Source organism: Pseudomonas ulcerans (genome assembly GCF_036324125.1).
Taxonomy (GTDB): Bacteria; Pseudomonadota; Gammaproteobacteria; order Pseudomonadales; family Pseudomonadaceae; genus Aquipseudomonas; species Aquipseudomonas ulcerans.
Window position 1 is genome coordinate 1 of sequence record NZ_JAZDQN010000074.1, and the last position, 18,826, is coordinate 18,826.

Sequence of the window (18,826 nt, forward strand, 5' to 3'; positions counted from 1 at the left end):
GGTGACTTCGAGCACCTCGAAGTCAGCCCGACCGCCGCTGTGACTGCGATCACCGACAGCATCGACACCAGCACCGTCACGCTCACTGCAACACCGAGCGTGACCGAAGGCGGCGTCATCACTTACACCGCCACTGTCAGCGCCCCGGTCACCGGCTCGCCGCTGGTCGTGAGCCTGGCCAACGGCCAGAGCATCACCATCGCGGTCAACGCCACCACTGGTTCGGTCAACTACACCGCACCGAACAACGTCTACGCCACCAACGCTCCGGTCACCAACAGCATCACCGGCACCAGCGGTGGCAACTACGAGAAACTGGACACGGCGGGCACGCCAAGCACGTCGATCACCGACAACCCGAACAACCTCGACACCACCAACGTCACCCTGACCGCAACCAACAGCGTCCAGGAAGGTGGTCAGATCACCTACACCGCCAAGCTGAGCAACCCAGCCGGCAGCGCAATGACCGTGAGCCTGAGCAACGGCTCTACCATCACTATCGCCAAGGGCCTGAGCGAAGGCACCGTCACGGTCGATGCGCCACGCAACACTGTGTACGTCGACAACACCAACGTCAGCGCCAGCATTACCGGCACCACCGGCGGTGACTTCGAACGGGTGAGCGTCAGCCCGACCCCAGCTGTTACGTCGGTAACCGACACGATCGATACGTCGACCGTGACCCTGACCGCGACTCCAAGCGTGGTAGAAGGTGGTGTCATCACCTACACCGCTACCGTCAGCGCACCGGTCACCGGTTCGCCACTGGTCGTGAGCCTGGCCAACGGCCAGAGCATCACCATCGCGGTCAACGCCACCAGCGGTTCGGTCAACTACACCGCGCCGAACAACGTCTACGCCACCAACGCTCCGGTCACCAACAGCATCACCGGCACCAGCGGTGGCAACTACGAGAAACTGGACACGGCGGGCACGCCAAGCACGTCGATCACCGACAACCCGAACAACCTCGACACCACCAACGTCACCCTGACCGCGACCAACAGCGTCCAGGAAGGTGGTCAGATCACCTACACCGCCAAGCTGTCCAACCCGGCCGGCAGCGCGATGACCGTGAGCCTGTCCAACGGCTCGACGATCACCATCGCCAAAGGTCTGAGCGAAGGCACCGTTACCGTCGATGCGCCGCGCAACACCGTCTACGTCGACAACACCAACGTCAGCGCCAGCATCACTGGTACTACCGGCGGTGACTTCGAGCGGGTGAGCGTCAGCCCGACCCCAGCCGTGACTTCGGTAACCGACACGATCGATACGTCGACCGTGACCCTGACCGCGACCCCAAGCGTTGTAGAAGGCGGCGTCATCACCTACACCGCCACCGTCAGCGCCCCAGTCACCGGCTCTCCGCTGGTCGTGAGCCTGGCCAACGGCCAGTCCATCACTATCGCGGTCAACGCCACTACCGGCTCGGTCAACTACACCGCGCCGAACAACGTCTATGCCACCAACGCGCCAGTGACCAACAGCATCACCGGCACCAGCGGCGGCAACTACGAGAAACTGGAAACCGCGGGGACTCCGTCGACTTCGATCACCGATAACCCGAACAATCTGGACACCACCAACGTCACCCTGACCGCGACCAACAGCGTCCAGGAAGGCGGCCAGATCACCTATACCGCCAAGCTGAGCAACCCGGCCGGCAGCGCGATGACCGTGAGCCTGAGCAACGGCTCGACCATTACCATCGCCAAGGGCCTGAGCGAAGGCACCGTCACTGTCGATGCGCCACGCAACACCGTGTACGTGGACAACACCAACGTCAGCGCCAGCATCACTGGTACTACCGGCGGTGACTTCGAGCGGGTGAGCGTCAGCCCGACCCCGGCGGTTACGTCGGTGACCGATACCATCGATACCAGCACGGTCACCCTGACCGCGACCCCAAGCGTAGTAGAAGGCGGCGTCATCACTTACACCGCCACCGTCAGCGCACCGGTCACTGGCTCGCCACTGGTCGTGAGTCTGGCCAACGGCCAGTCCATCACCATCGCGGTCAACGCCACCAGCGGCTCGGTCAACTACACCGCGCCGAACAACGTCTATGCCACCAACGCGCCAGTGACCAACAGCATCACCGGCACCAGCGGCGGCAACTACGAGAAACTGGAAACCGCGGGGACTCCGTCGACTTCGATCACCGATAACCCGAACAATCTGGACACCACCAACGTCACCCTGACCGCGACCAACAGCGTCCAGGAAGGCGGCCAGATCACCTATACCGCCAAGCTGAGCAACCCGGCCGGCAGCGCGATGACCGTGAGCCTGAGCAACGGCTCGACCATTACCATCGCCAAGGGCCTGAGCGAAGGCACTGTCACCGTCGATGCGCCACGCAACACTGTGTACGTCGACAACACCAACGTCAGCGCATCGATCACTGGCACTACTGGTGGTGACTTCGAGCGGGTAAGCGTCAGCCCGACCCCGGCGGTTACGTCGGTCACCGATACCATCGACACCAGCACGGTCACGCTCACCGCAACGCCGAGCGTTGTCGAAGGCGGCGTAATCACCTACACCGCTACCGTCAGCGCCCCGGTCACCGGCTCGCCGCTGGTCGTGAGTCTGGCCAACGGCCAGTCCATCACCATCGCGGTCAACGCCACCAGCGGCTCGGTCAACTACACCGCACCAAACAACGTCTACGCCACCAACGCCCCGGTCACCAACAGCATCACCGGCACCAGCGGCGGCAACTACGAGAAACTGGAAACCGCGGGGACTCCGTCGACTTCGATCACCGATAACCCGAACAATCTGGACACCACCAACGTCACCCTGACCGCGACCAACAGCGTCCAGGAAGGCGGCCAGATCACCTATACCGCCAAGCTGAGCAACCCGGCCGGCAGCGCGATGACCGTGAGCCTGAGCAACGGCTCGACGATCACCATCGCCAAAGGCCTGAGCGAAGGCACCGTCACGGTCGACGCGCCACGTAATACTGTGTACGTCGACAACACCAACGTCAGCGCAACCATCACCGGTACCACCGGTGGTGATTTCGAAAAACTGAACATCAGCACCACTCCAGCCGTCACCGCGGTCACCGACACGATCGACACCTCGACCGTGACCCTGACCGCAACGCCGACGGTGACCGAAGGCGGCGTGGTCACCTACACCGCCACCGTCAGCGCGCCGGTCACCGTCGCACCGCTGGTGATCAACCTGGCCAACAACCTGATGATCACCATCGCCATCGGTGCCACCGTGGGCACGGTGACCCTGGTCGCGCCGAACAACGTGTACGCCACCAACTCTTCGCTGAGCACCAGCATCAGCAGCGTCAGCGGCGGCAACTACGAGAAGCTGGTCACCGTCGGTACGCCGGTGACCGCGGTGACCGACAACCCGGCCAACCTGGACACCACCAACGTCACCCTGACCGCGACCAACAGCGTCAACGAAGGCGGCCAGATCACCTACACCGCCAAGCTGAGCAACCCGGCTGGCAGCGCGATGACCGTGAGCCTGAGCAACGGCTCCACCATCACCATCGCCAAGGGCCTGAGCGAAGGCACCGTCACCGTCGATGCGCCACGCAACACCGTGTACGTCGACAACACCAACGTCAGCGCCAGCATCACCGGCACCACCGGCGGTGATTTCGAGAAACTGAACGTCAGCGCGACCCCGGCCGTCACGGCAGTGACCGATACCATCGACACCTCCACCGTGACCCTCACCGCCACGCCAAGCGTGGTCGAGGGCGGCACCGTGGTCTACACCGCCACCGTCAGCGCGCCGGTCACCGTCGCACCGCTGGTACTCAGCCTGGCCAACGGCCAGAGCATCACCATCGCGGTCGGCCAGACCGTCGGCACGGTCAACTTCACCGCGCCGAACAACGTCTACACCGCCAACCCGACGCTGACCAACAGCATCACCGGGGTGAGCGGCGGCAACTACGAGAAACTCGACGCCACCGGTACCACCAGCACCACGGTCAGCGACGGTCCGATCGACACCACCAACGTCAGCCTGAGCGCCACCAGCAGCGTCGCCGAAGGCGGCCAGATCACCTACACCGCGACCCTGACCAACCCGGCAGGCTCGGCGGTCACCGTGACCCTGTCCAACGGCTCGACCATCGTCATCGCCAAGGACCAGCTGTCCAACAGCATCACCGTGGCGGCGCCGGCGGATACCCCGTACATCGATGCCACCAACGTCAGCGCCAAGATCACCGGCGCCACCGGCGGCGGCTTCGAGAACCTGACCTACAGCAACACGTCGGCGGTCACCCAGGTCACCGACACCAACACCCCGACCACCGTCAGCATCACCGGCACCACCTCGGTGGCCGAAGGCGGCATCGCGACCTACACGATCAACCTGAGCAACCCGTCGCAGTCGGCCGTCACCGTGAAGCTGAGCTACACCGGCACCGCCACCAACGGCAGCGACTACACCGGGGTCACCACCGTGACCATCCCGGCCGGCGCCAGCAAGGTCGACTTCACCATCCCGACCATCAAGGACGCTGTCACCGAGGGCACCGAGCAGTTCACCGTCAAGGTCGACTCGGCCAGCGGCGGCAACTTCGAGAGCCTGGTGGTGAGCGGTACCGCGGGCAGCGTGACCACGCAGATCTTCGAGCCGGCACCGATCCTCGATCTCGACGGCAACGACTCCAGCGGCAAGACCGGCGCGGATTACCAGGTGACCTTCACCGAAGGCCAGCCGGGCTCCGGCGTGTCCATCGGCGATACCGACCTGAGCATCACCGACATCGACAGCACCAACATGACCGGTGCCACCATCACCCTGACCAACCGCATGGCGGGCGATGCGCTGAACCTGGGCAACAGCGTGGGTGGTATTACTGCCAACGTGGTCAACACTAACGACAAGGTGACCATCACCCTGTCCGGCAGCGCGACCATCGCCGACTACATCGCGCGGCTGAAGAACATCACCTTCATCAACACCAGCGATGACCCGAGCAGCACGCCGCGGATCATCACCGTGACGGTAACCGACGGGGTCAACACCTCGAACGTCGCCACCACCACGGTCAACGTGGTGCCGGTGAACGATGCGCCGACCGCCACCGGTGGCGAGATCACCGGCACCGAGGACACAGCCCTGGCCCTGACCTGGACCAGCCTCGGCATCAGCGACCTGGACAACGCCGCCAGCGCGCTGGGCGTTACCTTCACCCAGCTGCCGGCCAACGGCACGCTGCAGTACAAGGACGGCACCACCTGGAAGACCCTGACTGCGGCCGATTCCGGCAAGGTCTTCAGCAAGGCGGACATCGACGCGGGCAACGTCAAGTTCGTGCCGGTGGCCAACCAGTCGGGCATCACCGCCAACGGCGGCACCGGCGTGGGCAACCAGCAGGCCGACTACGCCCAGGTCAAGTACAAGCCGTACGACGGCCAGGCGCTGGGCAACGAAGCCACGCTGAAGATCGACATCACCCCGGTGGCCGACGCGCCGACCCTGTCCATCGGCAGCAATGCCGTGGCCTCGATCGGCCTGACCAAGGAAATCTGGACCGGCCTGTCGGGCCTGGGTACCGACGGTAACGGCGCCAATGCCGCGACCCTGAAGTCGGTGATCGATGCCGCGGCCGGCAAGGCCAACTCCACGGCCATCGTCACCAACGTGCAGTCGTCCTCCGACGTTGCCGTCGGTACCGCGTCGAAGACTTCCGGCCTGATGTACATGGAAGCCGGCAAGACCTACAAGTTCACCGGCGTCGGCGACGACAGCCTGGCGGTGGTCGTGGGCGGCAAGGACGTGGCCAGTACCACCTGGGGTGCCGGCGGCCAGCTCAATGGCTCCTTCACGCCGACCAAGAGCGGCTACTACACCGTCGAGATCTACCACTACAACCAGGCGGGTCCGGGCAGCTATGACGTCAACGTGTCGATCAACGGCGCCACGGCGATCGACCTGAGCCAGACCGGCACCGCGCTGTACCCGACCGCCGCCGCCCTGGCCGCGGCCGGCGTGACCATCACCGACTTCCACGGCACCAGCGGCAAGGGCTACTACGACGCCTACAAGCTCAACGAAAGCGGCGAGGGCGGCACCGTCAAGCTGGTCGGCATCAGCTCGGCGCTGACCGATACCGACGGTTCGGAAACCCTGAGCGTCAAGCTCGGCGGCATCCCGACCGGCTCGGTGGTGGCCGACAACGCTGGCCACAGCATCACCGTGGGCGCCACGGCGGTGGACGTGACCGGCTGGAACCTGAGTAACCTGACCATCAAGCCACCGGCGTACTACAACGGCAGCTTCGATGTGTCGGTGACCTCGACCTCCACCGAGACCATCAACAGCAGCGCCGCGAGCACCACCGGCACCATCAAGGTGACGGTCTACGCGGACACCTACGCGGTGGTCAACGCCACGGCCGAAAGCGACACCTGGACCGGCACCGACGGCAACGACGTGATCGTCGCCGACATCAACGGCCTGCACGTGGTACCGGGGCAGAACTACAACCTGGCGTTCATCGTCGACACCTCGGGCAGTATGAAATCCGACGGCGTGGACGCGGCGCAGAAGGCCCTGCAATCGGTATTCACCACGCTGTCCAACAGCGTCCAGGGCGCAAGCTCCGGTACGGTGAACATCCTGCTGGTGGACTTCGCCACCCAGGTGAAGACCACCGTGTCGGTCAACCTGGGCGACAGCGGTGCCCTGCAGACCCTGAAGAACGCCCTGACCTCGATGTCCGCCGGTGGCGGTACCAACTACGAGGACGCGTTCAAGACCACCGCCAACTGGTTCCAGAACCTCAAGGACGCCGGCGTCAGCGCCAGCAACCAGACGTTCTTCATCACCGACGGCCAGCCGACCTACTACCAGAGCGGCGAACGCACCAACCCGACGCTGGTGAAAGCCAGCGGGTCGAAGGCCGAGGTCACCATGGACGGCTACCTGACGTCGATCGGCTACAAGCTCGGCCAGGTGGTCAACGTCAACATCGACAGCAGCAACAAGCTGACCATCGACAGCAGCGGCAACCTGAACCTGTACAAGAACGGCAGCTACTACTCGTCGCTGAGCGGCACCCTGCACGCCCAGGGCGACGGCACCTACGAGCTGTCGAGCCTGGCCGGCCAGGGCAGCTACACCGACTCCGACACCAGCAGCAACTCGCTGGCCAGCTTCGCCACCCTCAAGGCGCTGTCCACCGTCGAGGCCATCGGCCTGAACAGCGGGGTCAACACCAGCGACCTCAAGCCGTATGACTCCGACGGCGTGCCACAGACCAACATCGACCCGAGCAACCTGGCCAACGCCATCCTCGGCCACACCGAGGCGACCCTGCCGGGCAACGACACGGTCAACGCCGGCGACGGCAACGACATCGTGTTCGGCGACCTGATCCTGTTCGACAACATCTCGGGCAACGGTGCCGAGGCGTTGCAGGCCTATGTGGCAGGCAAGACCGGACTGGACGTCAGCGCCGTGGATGCCCGGGTACTGCACCAGTACGTCACCGAGCACGTCAGCGAGTTCGACATCTCGCGTACCAGCGACGGCAACGATGTGCTCAATGGTGGCAATGGCAACGACATCCTCTTCGGCCAGGGCGGCAACGACATCCTCGATGGCGGTGCGGGCAACGACATCCTGCTGGGTGGCAGCGGCAACGACACCCTGCTCGGCGGCGATGGCAACGACCTGCTGTTCGGCGGCAAGGGCAACGACACCATGACCGGTGGCAATGGCGCCGACACCTTCATCTGGAAAGCGGGCGATACCGGCAACGACGTCATCAAGGACTTCAAGGCGGCCGACGGTGACCGTCTCGACCTGAGCGACCTGCTCCAGGGCGAGAAGGCCAGCACCATCGACAACTACCTGAAGATCACCACGGTGAACGGCGAGTCGACCCTGCAGGTCAGCAGCGAAGGCAAGCTCAACGCCAGCGGCGGCATTGCCAACGCCGACGTGACGATCAAGCTGGAAGGGGTGAACTGGTCCAACACCACGATCAACTCGTTGATCAGCGGTGCCGACCCGACCATCAAGATCGACCACAACAACAGCTGATGCGAGAACAGCGCCAGCGCCTTCGGGCGTTGGCGCCGGTTGCGGTCTTTGCCTGTCGGTCAGCGGCGGGGCATACTCGTGCCCCGCCGCTGCCTGGCCAAGCCGAAGCTGTCATTGCCAGCATCGAAGACCAGCGAATTCAGCGAGGCCGTTCGCAACCCTGCAGCAACGGCGTAGCCATTTCCGATAGAGGGCCTATTCTCTGAAGGCGTCCATGGATTCACATTCACGAGGAAACCCCATGTTCTACGTGCAACGCGATGCGGAGGGTCAACTGCTGAGGGTCGAGCCGGCCGCCTTTGCCGAGGCGACGGAAATTCTCCCGGCCGATCACACCGAGGTGCTGGAGTGGTTCGCCGACGATGTCGTGGAGAACAGCCTCAAGCAGCTCAAGCAGAGCGACCTGGACATGATCCGGGTACTGGAGGACTTGATCGACGTGCTGACCACCAAGGGCGTGATCAGCATCACCGACCTGCCGCCCGGTGCCCAGGCCAAGCTGCTCAACCGCAACACCGCGCGTGCTGCACTCGGTGGCCTGAACAACCTCATCAACGACGACGAGGTCGACGGCCTGATCTGAACCCCGTCGGCCCCGCCAACGGGGCCGGGTTCAGCCCCAGGGTGCCGGCTCGCCCACCAGCCGGCCCTGCACGCCCTGGATGTCCATTTCCCGCAGTACCTGCAACTCCCCTTCGGTTTCCACGCGCTCGGCGATCAACGGCAGGTCGATGCTGTGCGCCGCGCGCTGTACCGCCTCGATGAACAGGCGCTTGTGCTGTTCCTGGTCGATGGCGCGGATATAGCTGCCGTCGATCTTCAGGTAGGCCAGGCCAAGGTGCGCGAGGTTGCCGATCATGCTGAAGCGGCCACCGAAATGCTGCAGGCTCAGGCTGAAACCCAACGCCCGCAGGCGCCGGGTCAGTTGCTCCAGCACGGCCTGCTCCGGCAGTTGCTCCTCGGCGATTTCCAGGGTCAGGCGCGGGCCAAGCGCGGCGTGCTGGGCCAGCAGGTCGAAGACCTTCTGCAGGCTGGCGGGATCGTTGACCGTGGTGGCCGACAGGTTCAGGGCCAACGACTGGTCGTGGCCGTGCATCTGCTTGAGCACCTTGTCGAGCATTACCAGGTCGAGCCGGGTCGCCCAGCCGAAGCGCTCCAGCGCTGGCAGGAAGCGGCCGGCGGCGATGGTCTCGCCCTTGTCGTCGACCAGGCGCGACAACACCTTGTAGTGCAGCACATGCTCCAGCCGGTTGCTGTCCACCACCGGCTGGAAGAACAGCTGGAAGCGGCCTTGGGTCAGGGACTCGTCCAGCAGCGTGTGCCACTGGCGCAGGTTGTCGCTGGCATGCGAAGCGGAGCCCTGCTCCAGGCACACCCAGGACGGCTCCGGCTGGCTCTGGGCACGGGCCAGGGCCTCGTCGGCCAGTTGCAGCAGGGCCTTGGGCTCGTCTCCAGGGCTGAATGGCGCTAGACCGATGCACACCGAGGGGGTGACATCGGAAATACCGCGCAGACCGGCTTCCAGGGCCTCGGCCAGGCGAATGGCGTCGTCATGCACCAGGCCCGGCGCCAGCACGGCGAATTCGCCGCCGCGGCTACGGGTGATCAGGTTGTTGGTTTCCGGGAAACCGGCGCAGATACGCTGAAGTTGCTGACCGACCGCCTGCAGCAGCTGGTCGGTGCGCTGGCCGCCAAGGCGCGAGTTGAGACCGGCGAGGTCCTGGACCCGGAGCAACAGCAGATAGCCTTCGCGCGCCTCGTCCAGGTTGCTCACCCGGGCGTTCAGCTGCATCTCGAAATAGCGCCGGTTGGCCAGGCCGGTGAGGCTGTCCTGATAGGACTCGACCCGCAGCTTCTCGCTGCGCTCGGCCTGCTCCTTGTACAGCGCCTTGAGCTTCTCGACCATCTGGTTCATGGCCTGGACCACGCGGCGCAGCTCAGGGGTGCGCGGCAGGTCCGGCAGGCTGAGGAATTCGCGGCGGGCAATGGCGTGGGACTGCTCGACCATGTAGTCCAGCGGCCGCAGTTGTCGACGCAGCAACAGGGCGCCGGCCACCGCGCTCAGGGCGCCGCACAGCAGCAGCCAGCCGAGGCTGCCGAGGGCGCTCTGCCACAGCTTGGCCAGGGCGAACATCGGGTGGCTGACCACCTCGACCCGAGCCGCCTGCTGCCAGCCGCGCATGACGATGGCATCGCCACCCGCCGGCTCCAGGCCGATCAGTTGGATGAACCATTGCGGCACACCGCCCGGGTCGGGATCGGCGTGACGCTCCACCAGCAGCGCATTGGACCCCAGGTCGACCACGCGGATGCTGGCGTAGTAGCCGCTGTCGAAGATCGAGCTGACCAGCAGCTCGACCATCGCCGGGTCGTCCAGGTTCGGGGTCAGCGACAGCGCCAGTGCCGTGGCGGCGTCCTGGGCGTGGGAACGCAGCTGGTTGACGTACTGGCTGCGCGAGCTTTCCAGGCTGACCATGAAGCTGCCACTGAAAGCGACCACCAGGAACAGGCAGATGGCGAGCAACAATTGTTTGAACAGTGACATCGGAGCTCCTCAGTAGACCGGCTCGGCAGGGAATCCCTCCGCCTGCATTTTTTTCAACAGATCCTGCCAGCGCGACAGGCGCTTGGTATCGCCGACTTTCTTGTTGCCCGCCGCGCCGGTCAGCCACAGGCCCTCGCCGTTGAAGGCGTAGACCGGCAACAGGTCGGTCCGCTGGCTGGCCGGCTTGATCGCGTCGATCAGGCTGTCGAGTACCAGGGGCATGGCGTCTGGGCTGGAATAGTAGGTCAGGACCATATGCGCGCGGTTCTGGCGCAGGGCCTTGACGTAGGTGATGCGCAGTTTCTCCGCGGGAATGCCGAGGCGGCGCAGGCTGAAGTACTTGGCGATGGCGTAGTCCTCGCAGTCTCCCGCGCCCTTGATCAGCGACTGGATCGGCGTGGCCCAGTAATCGACTTCATGCCACAGGTCGATGTCCTCTTCGTAACGCAGCTGGCGGTTGAAGAACTGGTTGACCACCTGCAGGCGCTCCGCTTCGCTGAGCTGCTTCTGCGTCGCCAGCAGTTGCTGCCAGGCGTCGATGCGCTGCTGGCCGGCGCCCAGCGGACCATAGAGGGCCGCGGCCTTGCGGCTGATCTGGGAGAAGTCCCAGTCCGCGCGCAGCCCGCCCAGCAAGACCAGGCCGAGCAGCAGGGCCAGCCCTGTCCGGCGCATGGTCAGAGAAAAGGTCCAACGTATCGCCAAGGCAAACTGTCCGCGAAATCCCTGGAAACGCCGATGGTGCCGCCAGACCGGGGAAAAGACAATGGCACAGGACAATCACTGCAATATCATCGCGCCAATAGCTCCGACAATCGGTTGACGCGCGGCGCTGGGCCACACTTTATTTCCCGTCAAAGTTCCTTCACGATTAGCACCGCGATTCGGCGGCAGGCTGCGGGGCGAAAGGGTTTCGCCAGTCCGCGCCCGCCGGTTTGACAAGGATCGACTCCCTCACTAGCTTGATTGGATCCAATCAAGCGCCGCATGCAGGACAACAACAGCGTGGCCGGAAAAACCAAAATCCTCAGCAGTATCCTGGGTGACGAGCAGGTGCCCGCGCACCTGGCGCGAAGCGTGATCGAAGAACGTTTGCGCAGCGCCATTCTCGACGGCCGGCTGCCACCGGGAATGGCGGTGCGCCAGCAAGAGTTGGCGACCTTGTTCGGGGTCAGCCGCATGCCGGTGCGTGAGGCGCTACGCCAGCTGGAGGCGCAGTCCCTGCTGCAGGTGGTACCGCACAAGGGCGCGGTGGTCGCCCCGCTGATCGGCGAGGACGCCGTCGACACCTACGAACTGCGGGTCATGCTGGAAACCGAAGCCTTGCGTCAGTCGATCCCGTTGCTGACCGCCGACGACATCGCCCAGGCCCGTGGCTACATCCAGCAACTGGAAAACGAAACCCGCCATGCCGAGATCGGTCGTCTGAACCGGTTGTTCCACATGACCCTCTACAGCAAGGCGAACAACCAGAAGCTGCTGCGCCTGATTGATAACGAGTTGTTGCAGGAAGAGCGTTTCCTGCGCTTCCACCTGTCGTCCATGGGGCTGGGCAAACTGACCCAGGACGATCACAACAGCCTGACCGACGCCGCCAGCGACAAGGACGTCGAGCAAGCCGTGGTCGTGCTGCACCGCCATCTCAACAACGCGATGACGACCATCCGCAACTACCTGGCGAAAAAGAACCCGTAAGCCCGCCAGCTGATGTCGGGCCTGCCGCGACGGCTGGCCCCGCCCTCGCTTTGCCCTCCCACATCCCACATCGCCTTCGTCGATCCATGACAGTCATGGCGTTTTCTGCACACTCTTACTGAGCAAGCGACCCCTGATCGGCTGCGGTACGGCCAGGTCGCCTGCCTGATTTTCACCAGCAGAAGGAGCGCGCCCCGGGCGAGGGCCGATTGCGATCAACCGCCCCAAGAGTCCATCCAACCGAATTCCAGCGCTGCAACAGTGCCCGGAGTGAGGCATTCACTCACTATTGAATGACTTTGGCTATAACTGGCCGGAGCGGGCACTTTCATATAAATAAAACAAATTTCAATTGTTTTATCGCACGCGTACAACTTGTCGAAACTGCCAACTTAAATATATCCAACAAATAACTTGCGAGACACTTTCAAGTTGCCTTAGCTTCTTCATGCCAGCAGCGAGCACTGCGCTCGCTGTGCCGGCAACAGTAGCTATCCAGTTGAATTTTCCTGGTTAATTTCCGGCGGCCTGCATTCGCCTGAAATCCATGATTATCGCCAAACTTTCGCTGACGTCAGATCATTAAAGGAACTTGCAATGAACAGTCTCGAAAAACTGTTGCATGAAAAGAAAACCGAACTGGCGAACCATCCCATCTTCGCTGAAATCGATTCATTGCCGGTATTGCGCCGCTTCATGGAAACCCATGTGTATGCCGTGTGGGACTTCATGTCATTGACCAAGCGCCTGCAGCAGGAACTCACGTGCATCCAGTTGCCCTGGTTACCGCCGCGGGATCCGAAGGCCGCCCGCTTGATCAACGAGATCGTGCTGGGCGAGGAGTCGGACGAGCGTGTCGAACACGGCCACTACAGTCATTTCGAGTTGTACCTGGATGCCATGCGCGAAGTCGGCGCGCGCACCGACAGTATCGAGCGCTTCATCGCCTTGCAGCGCGATGGCGTACACCATCGTGCCGCGCTGCAGGGCGCCGGAGCCAGCGAGGCGGCGCGGCACTTCGTCGAGCAGACCCTGGAGATCGCCCTCGACGCGCCCGCCCATGCGGTTGCCGCAGCCTTCCTGCATGGCCGCGAGAGCGTCATCCCGACCATGTTCCAGCGCATCCTCGACGACTGGGGCATCACCGGCAACCAGGCGCCGACCTTCCGCTACTACCTGCAGCGCCATATCGAAGTGGATTCCGAGGACCACGGTCCGGCGGCCGGGCAATTGCTGGCACGCCTGGTCAACGACGATGCGCAGCGCAAGCGCGAGGTGTACGAGGCGGCCATTGCCGCGGTGGAAAGTCGCCTGGCCTTCTGGGACCGGCTGCGCCTGTCGATGCGCCAGGAAGTTGCCGAGGCGAGCGTATGAACGATCTCGACTATCAATCCTTCGCCGATACCTGGGAAAACCGCGCGACCATCCGCACCCGACCGCGACGCCTGGTAGAGGACGATCACCGGCTGATCTTCCCGCTGAGCCGCCAGTCACTGGTGCTCACCGCCACCTTCCAGCGTGAATGTCCGCAACTGCGCGATTTCGTCCTGGTGCAGAGCCTCTACAAGTTCATCAACGACGTGGTCATCTTCGAGACCGAGATCGTCGACCGCACCGCCCGCGCCATCGCCAAGGACCGCTTCGCCGTGCGCTTTCCCTTCGCCTGCCGCTACGACGCCATGACCGTGGTGGTGGACGAGGATTATCACGCGCTGGTGGCCATGGACTTCATGCAACAGACCATCGCGCTGACCGGGATCGAGCCGATCGTGCTGCCGGCGGAAATCGAGTTGAGCCGGGCCATTCCAGCGGCCTTGGCGATGGCACCGGAACACCTGCGCGATGCGCTGGAACTGATCTGCGTAGGCATCGCCGAGAACACCCTGACCAACGACGTCGCCGCCTTCGCCCGGGATGACAGCGTCAAGGCGTCGATCAAGGGGCTGATGGCCGACCATCTGCTCGACGAGGGCCGCCATTCCACCTTCTGGGCACGCCTGACCCGTCTCTATTGGAGCCAGGCACCGGAAGCGGATCGTCAGGCCATCGCCCGGGTGCTCCCGGTGTTCATCCGCCAGTACCTGACCAGCGACATCCAGCAGGATTTCGACTTCCGCCTGATTGAGGCGCTGGACGTTACGGCGCAAGTCGCCTTGGCGCTGCGTGAAGAGGTGGCCGGTACGGCATGGCCGATCACCCACCAGCACCCGCTGCTGGGCAACATCCTGCGTTTTTTCAGAAACAGCTCGCTGCTCGACGCGCCTTGCGTGCAAGAGGCGCTGGCCGAGTACCTGCCGCCACCAAGGAGAGAATCATGAGACGCCTGGATATCCTGCTGGCCGGCACCAGTCCGGCCCTGCTCCGGCTGTTCGATGAGCTGGAACAGCATGGGCACTCGTTGCATCGGCTGACGGAGGGCAGCCCGTTCGCCCGACCCGATCTGCTCATCGAGGACGGCAGCATCGAGCTTCCGGACGTCGCCGGGTGCAGCCTTCTGAGCTTGCGGGTCGGCAGCGGCGCGCTGGTCGAGGGCGCGCTGCCTGAACTGGAGCTGCTGTACTGGAGCGGGACAGCGCGCGCCCAGCGGCTTATAGACCGACAGCCGCTGCCTAAGGAAGCGTCAGGCAACGGCCAGGCGCTGCGTCTGAGGGCACTGGATGCCTTGCAGGAGCGCGTGGCGTTGCATGTCAGCCGTTTTTCGCGCAACCCCGAGCATTTCCACGAAGCCGAAGCCATCGGGCCGATGCGCCAAGCGCATGAGCATCCTCTTCCCTGGCTGGAGCGCCTGGCCTGGCTGCATGTGTTCAACCGGGGCGCGCAGCACGACCTGCTGCAGGCCAGCGGAACGCCCGTCATCGAAATGCTGGAGCGCAGCCTGGTGCAGCATGCGCGACTGCCGGCGCTGAACTTCGATGGGCAACGGATCAGCTATGCCCAACTGCACGCGCAGGCGCTGGCGATCCAGGCACAGTTGCTGTCGGCCCTGGACGGTGACGCGCCTGTGGTTGCAGTCTGCCTGCCGAAGTCGCTGGCGTTGTATGCCAGCCTCCTGGCCGTACTCGGCTGTGGCGCGATCTATCTGCCACTCGACCCGGGAACGCCGCCGGAGCGACTGCGTTTCATCGTCAGGGACGCCAAGGCCACGGTGCTGATTCATGACGGACAATTCCCGGAATCGGATCGGTCGATGCCGGAGCTGGACCTGAGCCAGCTACCCGAGCCCTTGCCACTGAGCGGGCTGATGCGTCGCCGCCCGACAGCAGACGCGCCCTGTGTCGCGATCTATACCTCTGGAACCACCGGCCAACCGAAAGGGGTGTTGCTCAGCCAGCGCAATATCAGCCACTTCCAGGCCTGGTACGCCGGGCACGTGGGGCTGGGTACGCAGAGCCGGGCGTTGCAGTTTTCCACCATCAACTTCGACGCCTCGTTGCTCGACATCATCCCGACCTGGATATGCGGGGCGGAACTGGTGGTGCCCAGCGAGGCGCAGCGGCAGGACCCTGCTCAGCTGGAGAGGCTGATCCGGCGCCAGGAGGTCAGCCATGCGTTCCTGCCCCCGGCCCTGCTCAGCCTGCTGAAGCTGGAGGACAGCAGTCTCACGCACCTGGTCACTGGCGGTGATGTCTGCGAGCCGCAGGTGATCGAGCAGTTTGCCGGGCAATGCCACTTCCACAATATCTATGGCCCGACGGAAACCACGGTTCTGGCTACCACCCGGGTGTTCGCCGCTGGCGACAATGTGCGCAACCTTGGCGTGCCAATCGACGACGCGCGAGTGCTGCTGCTGGATGAGGCGCGGCAGCCGGTGCCTGAACACACCGCTGGCGAGCTATATATCGGTGGGCCTGGCGTGGGTCTGGGCTACCTGAACAATGCGGTGCTGAGCGCAGAACGCTTCATCACCCTCGTCCTGCCGGACGGAGAACGCCTGCGCCTTTACCGTACCGGCGATCTGGCGCAGTGGACCGGCGACGGTATCGAGATCTGCGGACGGCGCGACAATCAGGTGAAGATCCGCGGGTTCCGCGTCGAGCCGGAAGAGATCGAGCATTGCCTGCGGGCCAGCCGGTTGTTTGCCCAGGTGGCGGTGGTGATCGACACGCAACGCCGGGTGCTGGCCTTTCTCGCCCAGCCGCGCCGGGCCGATGCGATCGAGCGTCTGAAGGATCACGCAGAGCAGCACCTTCCCGACTACATGCGTCCCCTGCTCTATCAGGCGCTACCGCGCATGCCCTACACGGCCAACGGCAAGGTCGATCGTCGGGCTTTGCTGGACATGCCGGTGAGCCTTGCCACCACGACACAGAAGCTGGTGCCGGCGAATGCGCTGGAACGCCAGCTGCTGGGGCTGTGGAGCGAATTGCTGGAGCTGCCCGCAGAAGACATTTCCACTGACGACAGTTTCTTCAACCTCGGCGGGCATTCGATCCTGCTCTCACGCCTGCTGCTGGCGATTCGCGAGGCCTTTGGCCGGGGCATCCCGATCAATCGCTTTATCGAGGAGCCGACATTGTTGCGCCTGGCCGCGCTACTCAGTGGCGAGGTGGCCGGAAATGGCGCGTTGCATCCCCAGGCGCAAGCCGATGCCGAGCGCCCGCTCGACCTACAAACGCTACCGCTCGAACGGCTGGGGGATGTGCACAAGGTGATCGTCACCGGTGCGAACAGCTTTCTTGGCGTGCATATCGTCGAGGCGCTGCTGGGCTGGGGTGCGACCGAGGTGGCTTGCCTGGTGCGGCGTGGCGAGGGTATTTCCGCCGCCGCGCGCTTTGCCCAGGCCTTGGCTGACAACCGTATAAAGGGCCTGGACTGGCGCCGCATCCGGGTGTTTGAAGCGAACCTGCGCAAACCACGATTCGGGCTCAGCGATCACGACTACGAAGACCTCGATCGGCGCTATGGCGCACTTATCCACAATGCCGCGCAGGTCAATCATGTGCTGGATTATCCGGCACTGGCGGCAGATAACGTCGAGCCATTGTTCGAATGCCTGCGTCTGTGCGAAGGGCGCAGCAAGAAGATCTTCAATTTCATCTCCACCCTTTCCGCCTGCAGCACCAGGGATGAACAAGGCCGGGTGCTGGAAGCGCCGGCAGCAGCGACGCCACCGCTTTATATCCGCAATGGCTACAACCTCAGCAAATGGGTAGGCGAACGCATCCTGGAGCGGGCACGGGAGCAAGGGGTGTGGGTCAACCTGTTCCGTCCCGGGAATATCACCTTCAACAGCCTCAGCGGCGTCTCTCAGCCCCACAAGAACCGTCTGATGCTGATGCTCAAGGGCTCACTGCAACTGGGCCAGGTACCGGCACTGGAGCTGGAGTTCGACCTGATGCCGGTGGACTTCCTGGCGTGCTTCATCGGCTTTCATGCCAGCCGTTATCGCGCCGCGCAGGCAGTGTTCAACCTGCACAACCCCGAGCCCTTGCGGTGGGAACGCTATGTCACGGTGTTTCGCGAATACGGCCAGGCATTCGATCTGGTCAGCGTGGCGAGCTGGCAGCGCGAGCTGCAGCGTGTCGATCGCGATAACGCGCTATTCGACGTCCTCGGCTTCTATCTCGACGGCTTCGAAGAAGACATCGGTGACACCTCGCTGATCGACCACGCCAACGCTCGTGAAGGCGTGCAGCGCATGGGCGCTCGCTATCCAGAGAAAAGCACGGCCCTGCTGGAGCGGGGTTGCCGGTATCTGCGGGAAATCCGGTTCATCTGATTCACCACCCAGAGGAGCAACATCATGCAAGCACTGAAACCCGACACCCTGGTTCGTAATCCTGAAGGATGCCTGGTCGTATCCCAGGTCGATATCGCTGCGGATGCGGCGAGCGTATGGAATATCGTGGGCAACTTCGCCGGCTTCGCGGTGTTCATTCCGGCGCTGAGCCATATCGAAATGACCGGCAGCGGCGTGCGCTCGATTCGCAAGAAGTTCTTCAAGGACAACAATTTCGTCATCGAGCAACTGAACTCGCGGGACGACAAGGCGATGAACATGACCTGGAGCCTGATTCACACAAGCCTGAACATCGGCAACCTGTGGGCGGCCATGGAGGTGAAGGATCTGGGTGAGGAGCGCAGCCGGGCGATCTGGACCATCCGGGGCGAGCCGCACGAGGGCGGTGCGGAGGCGTTACCGGGGTTCCAGGCGTTCTTGCAGAAGTTCGCCGATGACGCGATGAACAACGTGCGCAACCTGCTCAATTGAAAACCAGGAGCCCGAAAAGACAAAACCCCTGTCTGCAGGGCAGACAGGGGTTCTGGATTTGAATCTTGACGATGACCTACTCTCACATGGAGAAGCTCCACACTACCATCGGCGATGCATCGTTTCACTGCTGAGTTCGGGATGGGATCAGGTGGTTCCAACGCTCTATGGTCGTCAAGAAATTCTGGCTGCCGGTCTGTCGTCAGGCGACAGGCTCAGCGAAATTCTTGGTACTTCTACTTAAAGACAAAACCCCTACCTGCGTACGCAGATAGGGGTTTCGGAATTTAATCTTGACGATGACCTACTCTCACATGGAGAAG

The 18,826-nt window shown here is 63.5% G+C and carries 9 protein-coding genes and 1 rRNA gene; 7 read left to right on the plus strand and 3 right to left on the minus strand.

The window, feature by feature from the left end:
* Positions 1–39 precede the first annotated feature (39 nt).
* Entirely contained in the window at positions 40–8,055 is an 8,016-nt protein-coding gene (locus V0R59_RS30745; protein WP_330105858.1) for a beta strand repeat-containing protein, read from the plus strand.
* Positions 8,056–8,296: 241 nt separating this feature from the next.
* Entirely contained in the window at positions 8,297–8,638 is a 342-nt protein-coding gene (locus V0R59_RS30750) for a tryptophan synthase subunit beta (protein ID WP_330078254.1), read from the plus strand.
* 30 nt (positions 8,639–8,668) lie between these two features.
* Here V0R59_RS30750 and lapD read toward each other — a convergent pair whose 3' ends face one another.
* Together lapD and lapG are read right to left on the minus strand one after the other, a co-directional pair.
* Positions 8,669–10,600, minus strand: a complete 1,932-nt coding sequence (gene lapD, locus V0R59_RS30755; RefSeq protein WP_330078253.1) for a cyclic di-GMP receptor LapD — start codon at positions 10,598–10,600, stop codon at positions 8,669–8,671.
* 9 nt (positions 10,601–10,609) lie between these two features.
* On the minus strand, positions 10,610–11,272 hold the full coding sequence (gene lapG / locus V0R59_RS30760) for a cysteine protease LapG (RefSeq protein ID WP_330078252.1): 663 nt from the start codon (positions 11,270–11,272) through the stop codon (positions 10,610–10,612).
* A 330-nt stretch (positions 11,273–11,602) separates the two neighbouring features.
* On the opposite strand from lapG, the gene V0R59_RS30765 reads away from it, so the two are divergent.
* The 5 genes from V0R59_RS30765 to V0R59_RS30785 all read left to right on the plus strand — a co-directional run bounded on the left by V0R59_RS30765 (position 11,603) and on the right by V0R59_RS30785 (position 18,503).
* Positions 11,603–12,292, plus strand: coding sequence for a GntR family transcriptional regulator (locus V0R59_RS30765; RefSeq protein ID WP_330078251.1), 690 nt, complete (start codon positions 11,603–11,605; stop codon positions 12,290–12,292).
* Positions 12,293–12,889: 597 nt separating this feature from the next.
* Positions 12,890–13,666, plus strand: a complete 777-nt coding sequence (locus tag V0R59_RS30770) for a DUF3050 domain-containing protein (protein ID WP_330078250.1) — start codon at positions 12,890–12,892, stop codon at positions 13,664–13,666.
* Positions 13,663–14,610 (plus strand): diiron oxygenase, encoded by a 948-nt coding sequence (locus tag V0R59_RS30775; protein WP_330078249.1) that lies wholly within the window; start codon positions 13,663–13,665, stop codon positions 14,608–14,610. The genes V0R59_RS30770 and V0R59_RS30775 overlap by 4 nt, the downstream gene beginning before the upstream one ends.
* Positions 14,607–18,011: an amino acid adenylation domain-containing protein gene (locus V0R59_RS30780; RefSeq protein WP_330078248.1), complete on the plus strand. Its 3,405-nt coding sequence runs from the start codon at positions 14,607–14,609 to the stop codon at positions 18,009–18,011. Before V0R59_RS30775 ends, V0R59_RS30780 begins: the two co-directional genes overlap by 4 nt.
* A 24-nt stretch (positions 18,012–18,035) precedes the next feature.
* The gene (locus V0R59_RS30785; RefSeq protein WP_330078247.1) at positions 18,036–18,503 is read left to right on the plus strand and encodes an SRPBCC family protein; all 468 of its coding nucleotides are present in this window, start codon (positions 18,036–18,038) and stop codon (positions 18,501–18,503) included.
* Between the two features lie 63 nt (positions 18,504–18,566).
* Here the strand turns inward: V0R59_RS30785 and rrf are convergent.
* Positions 18,567–18,682: ribosomal RNA gene (gene rrf / locus V0R59_RS30790) — 5S ribosomal RNA — on the minus strand.
* Positions 18,683–18,826: the final 144 nt, after the last annotated feature.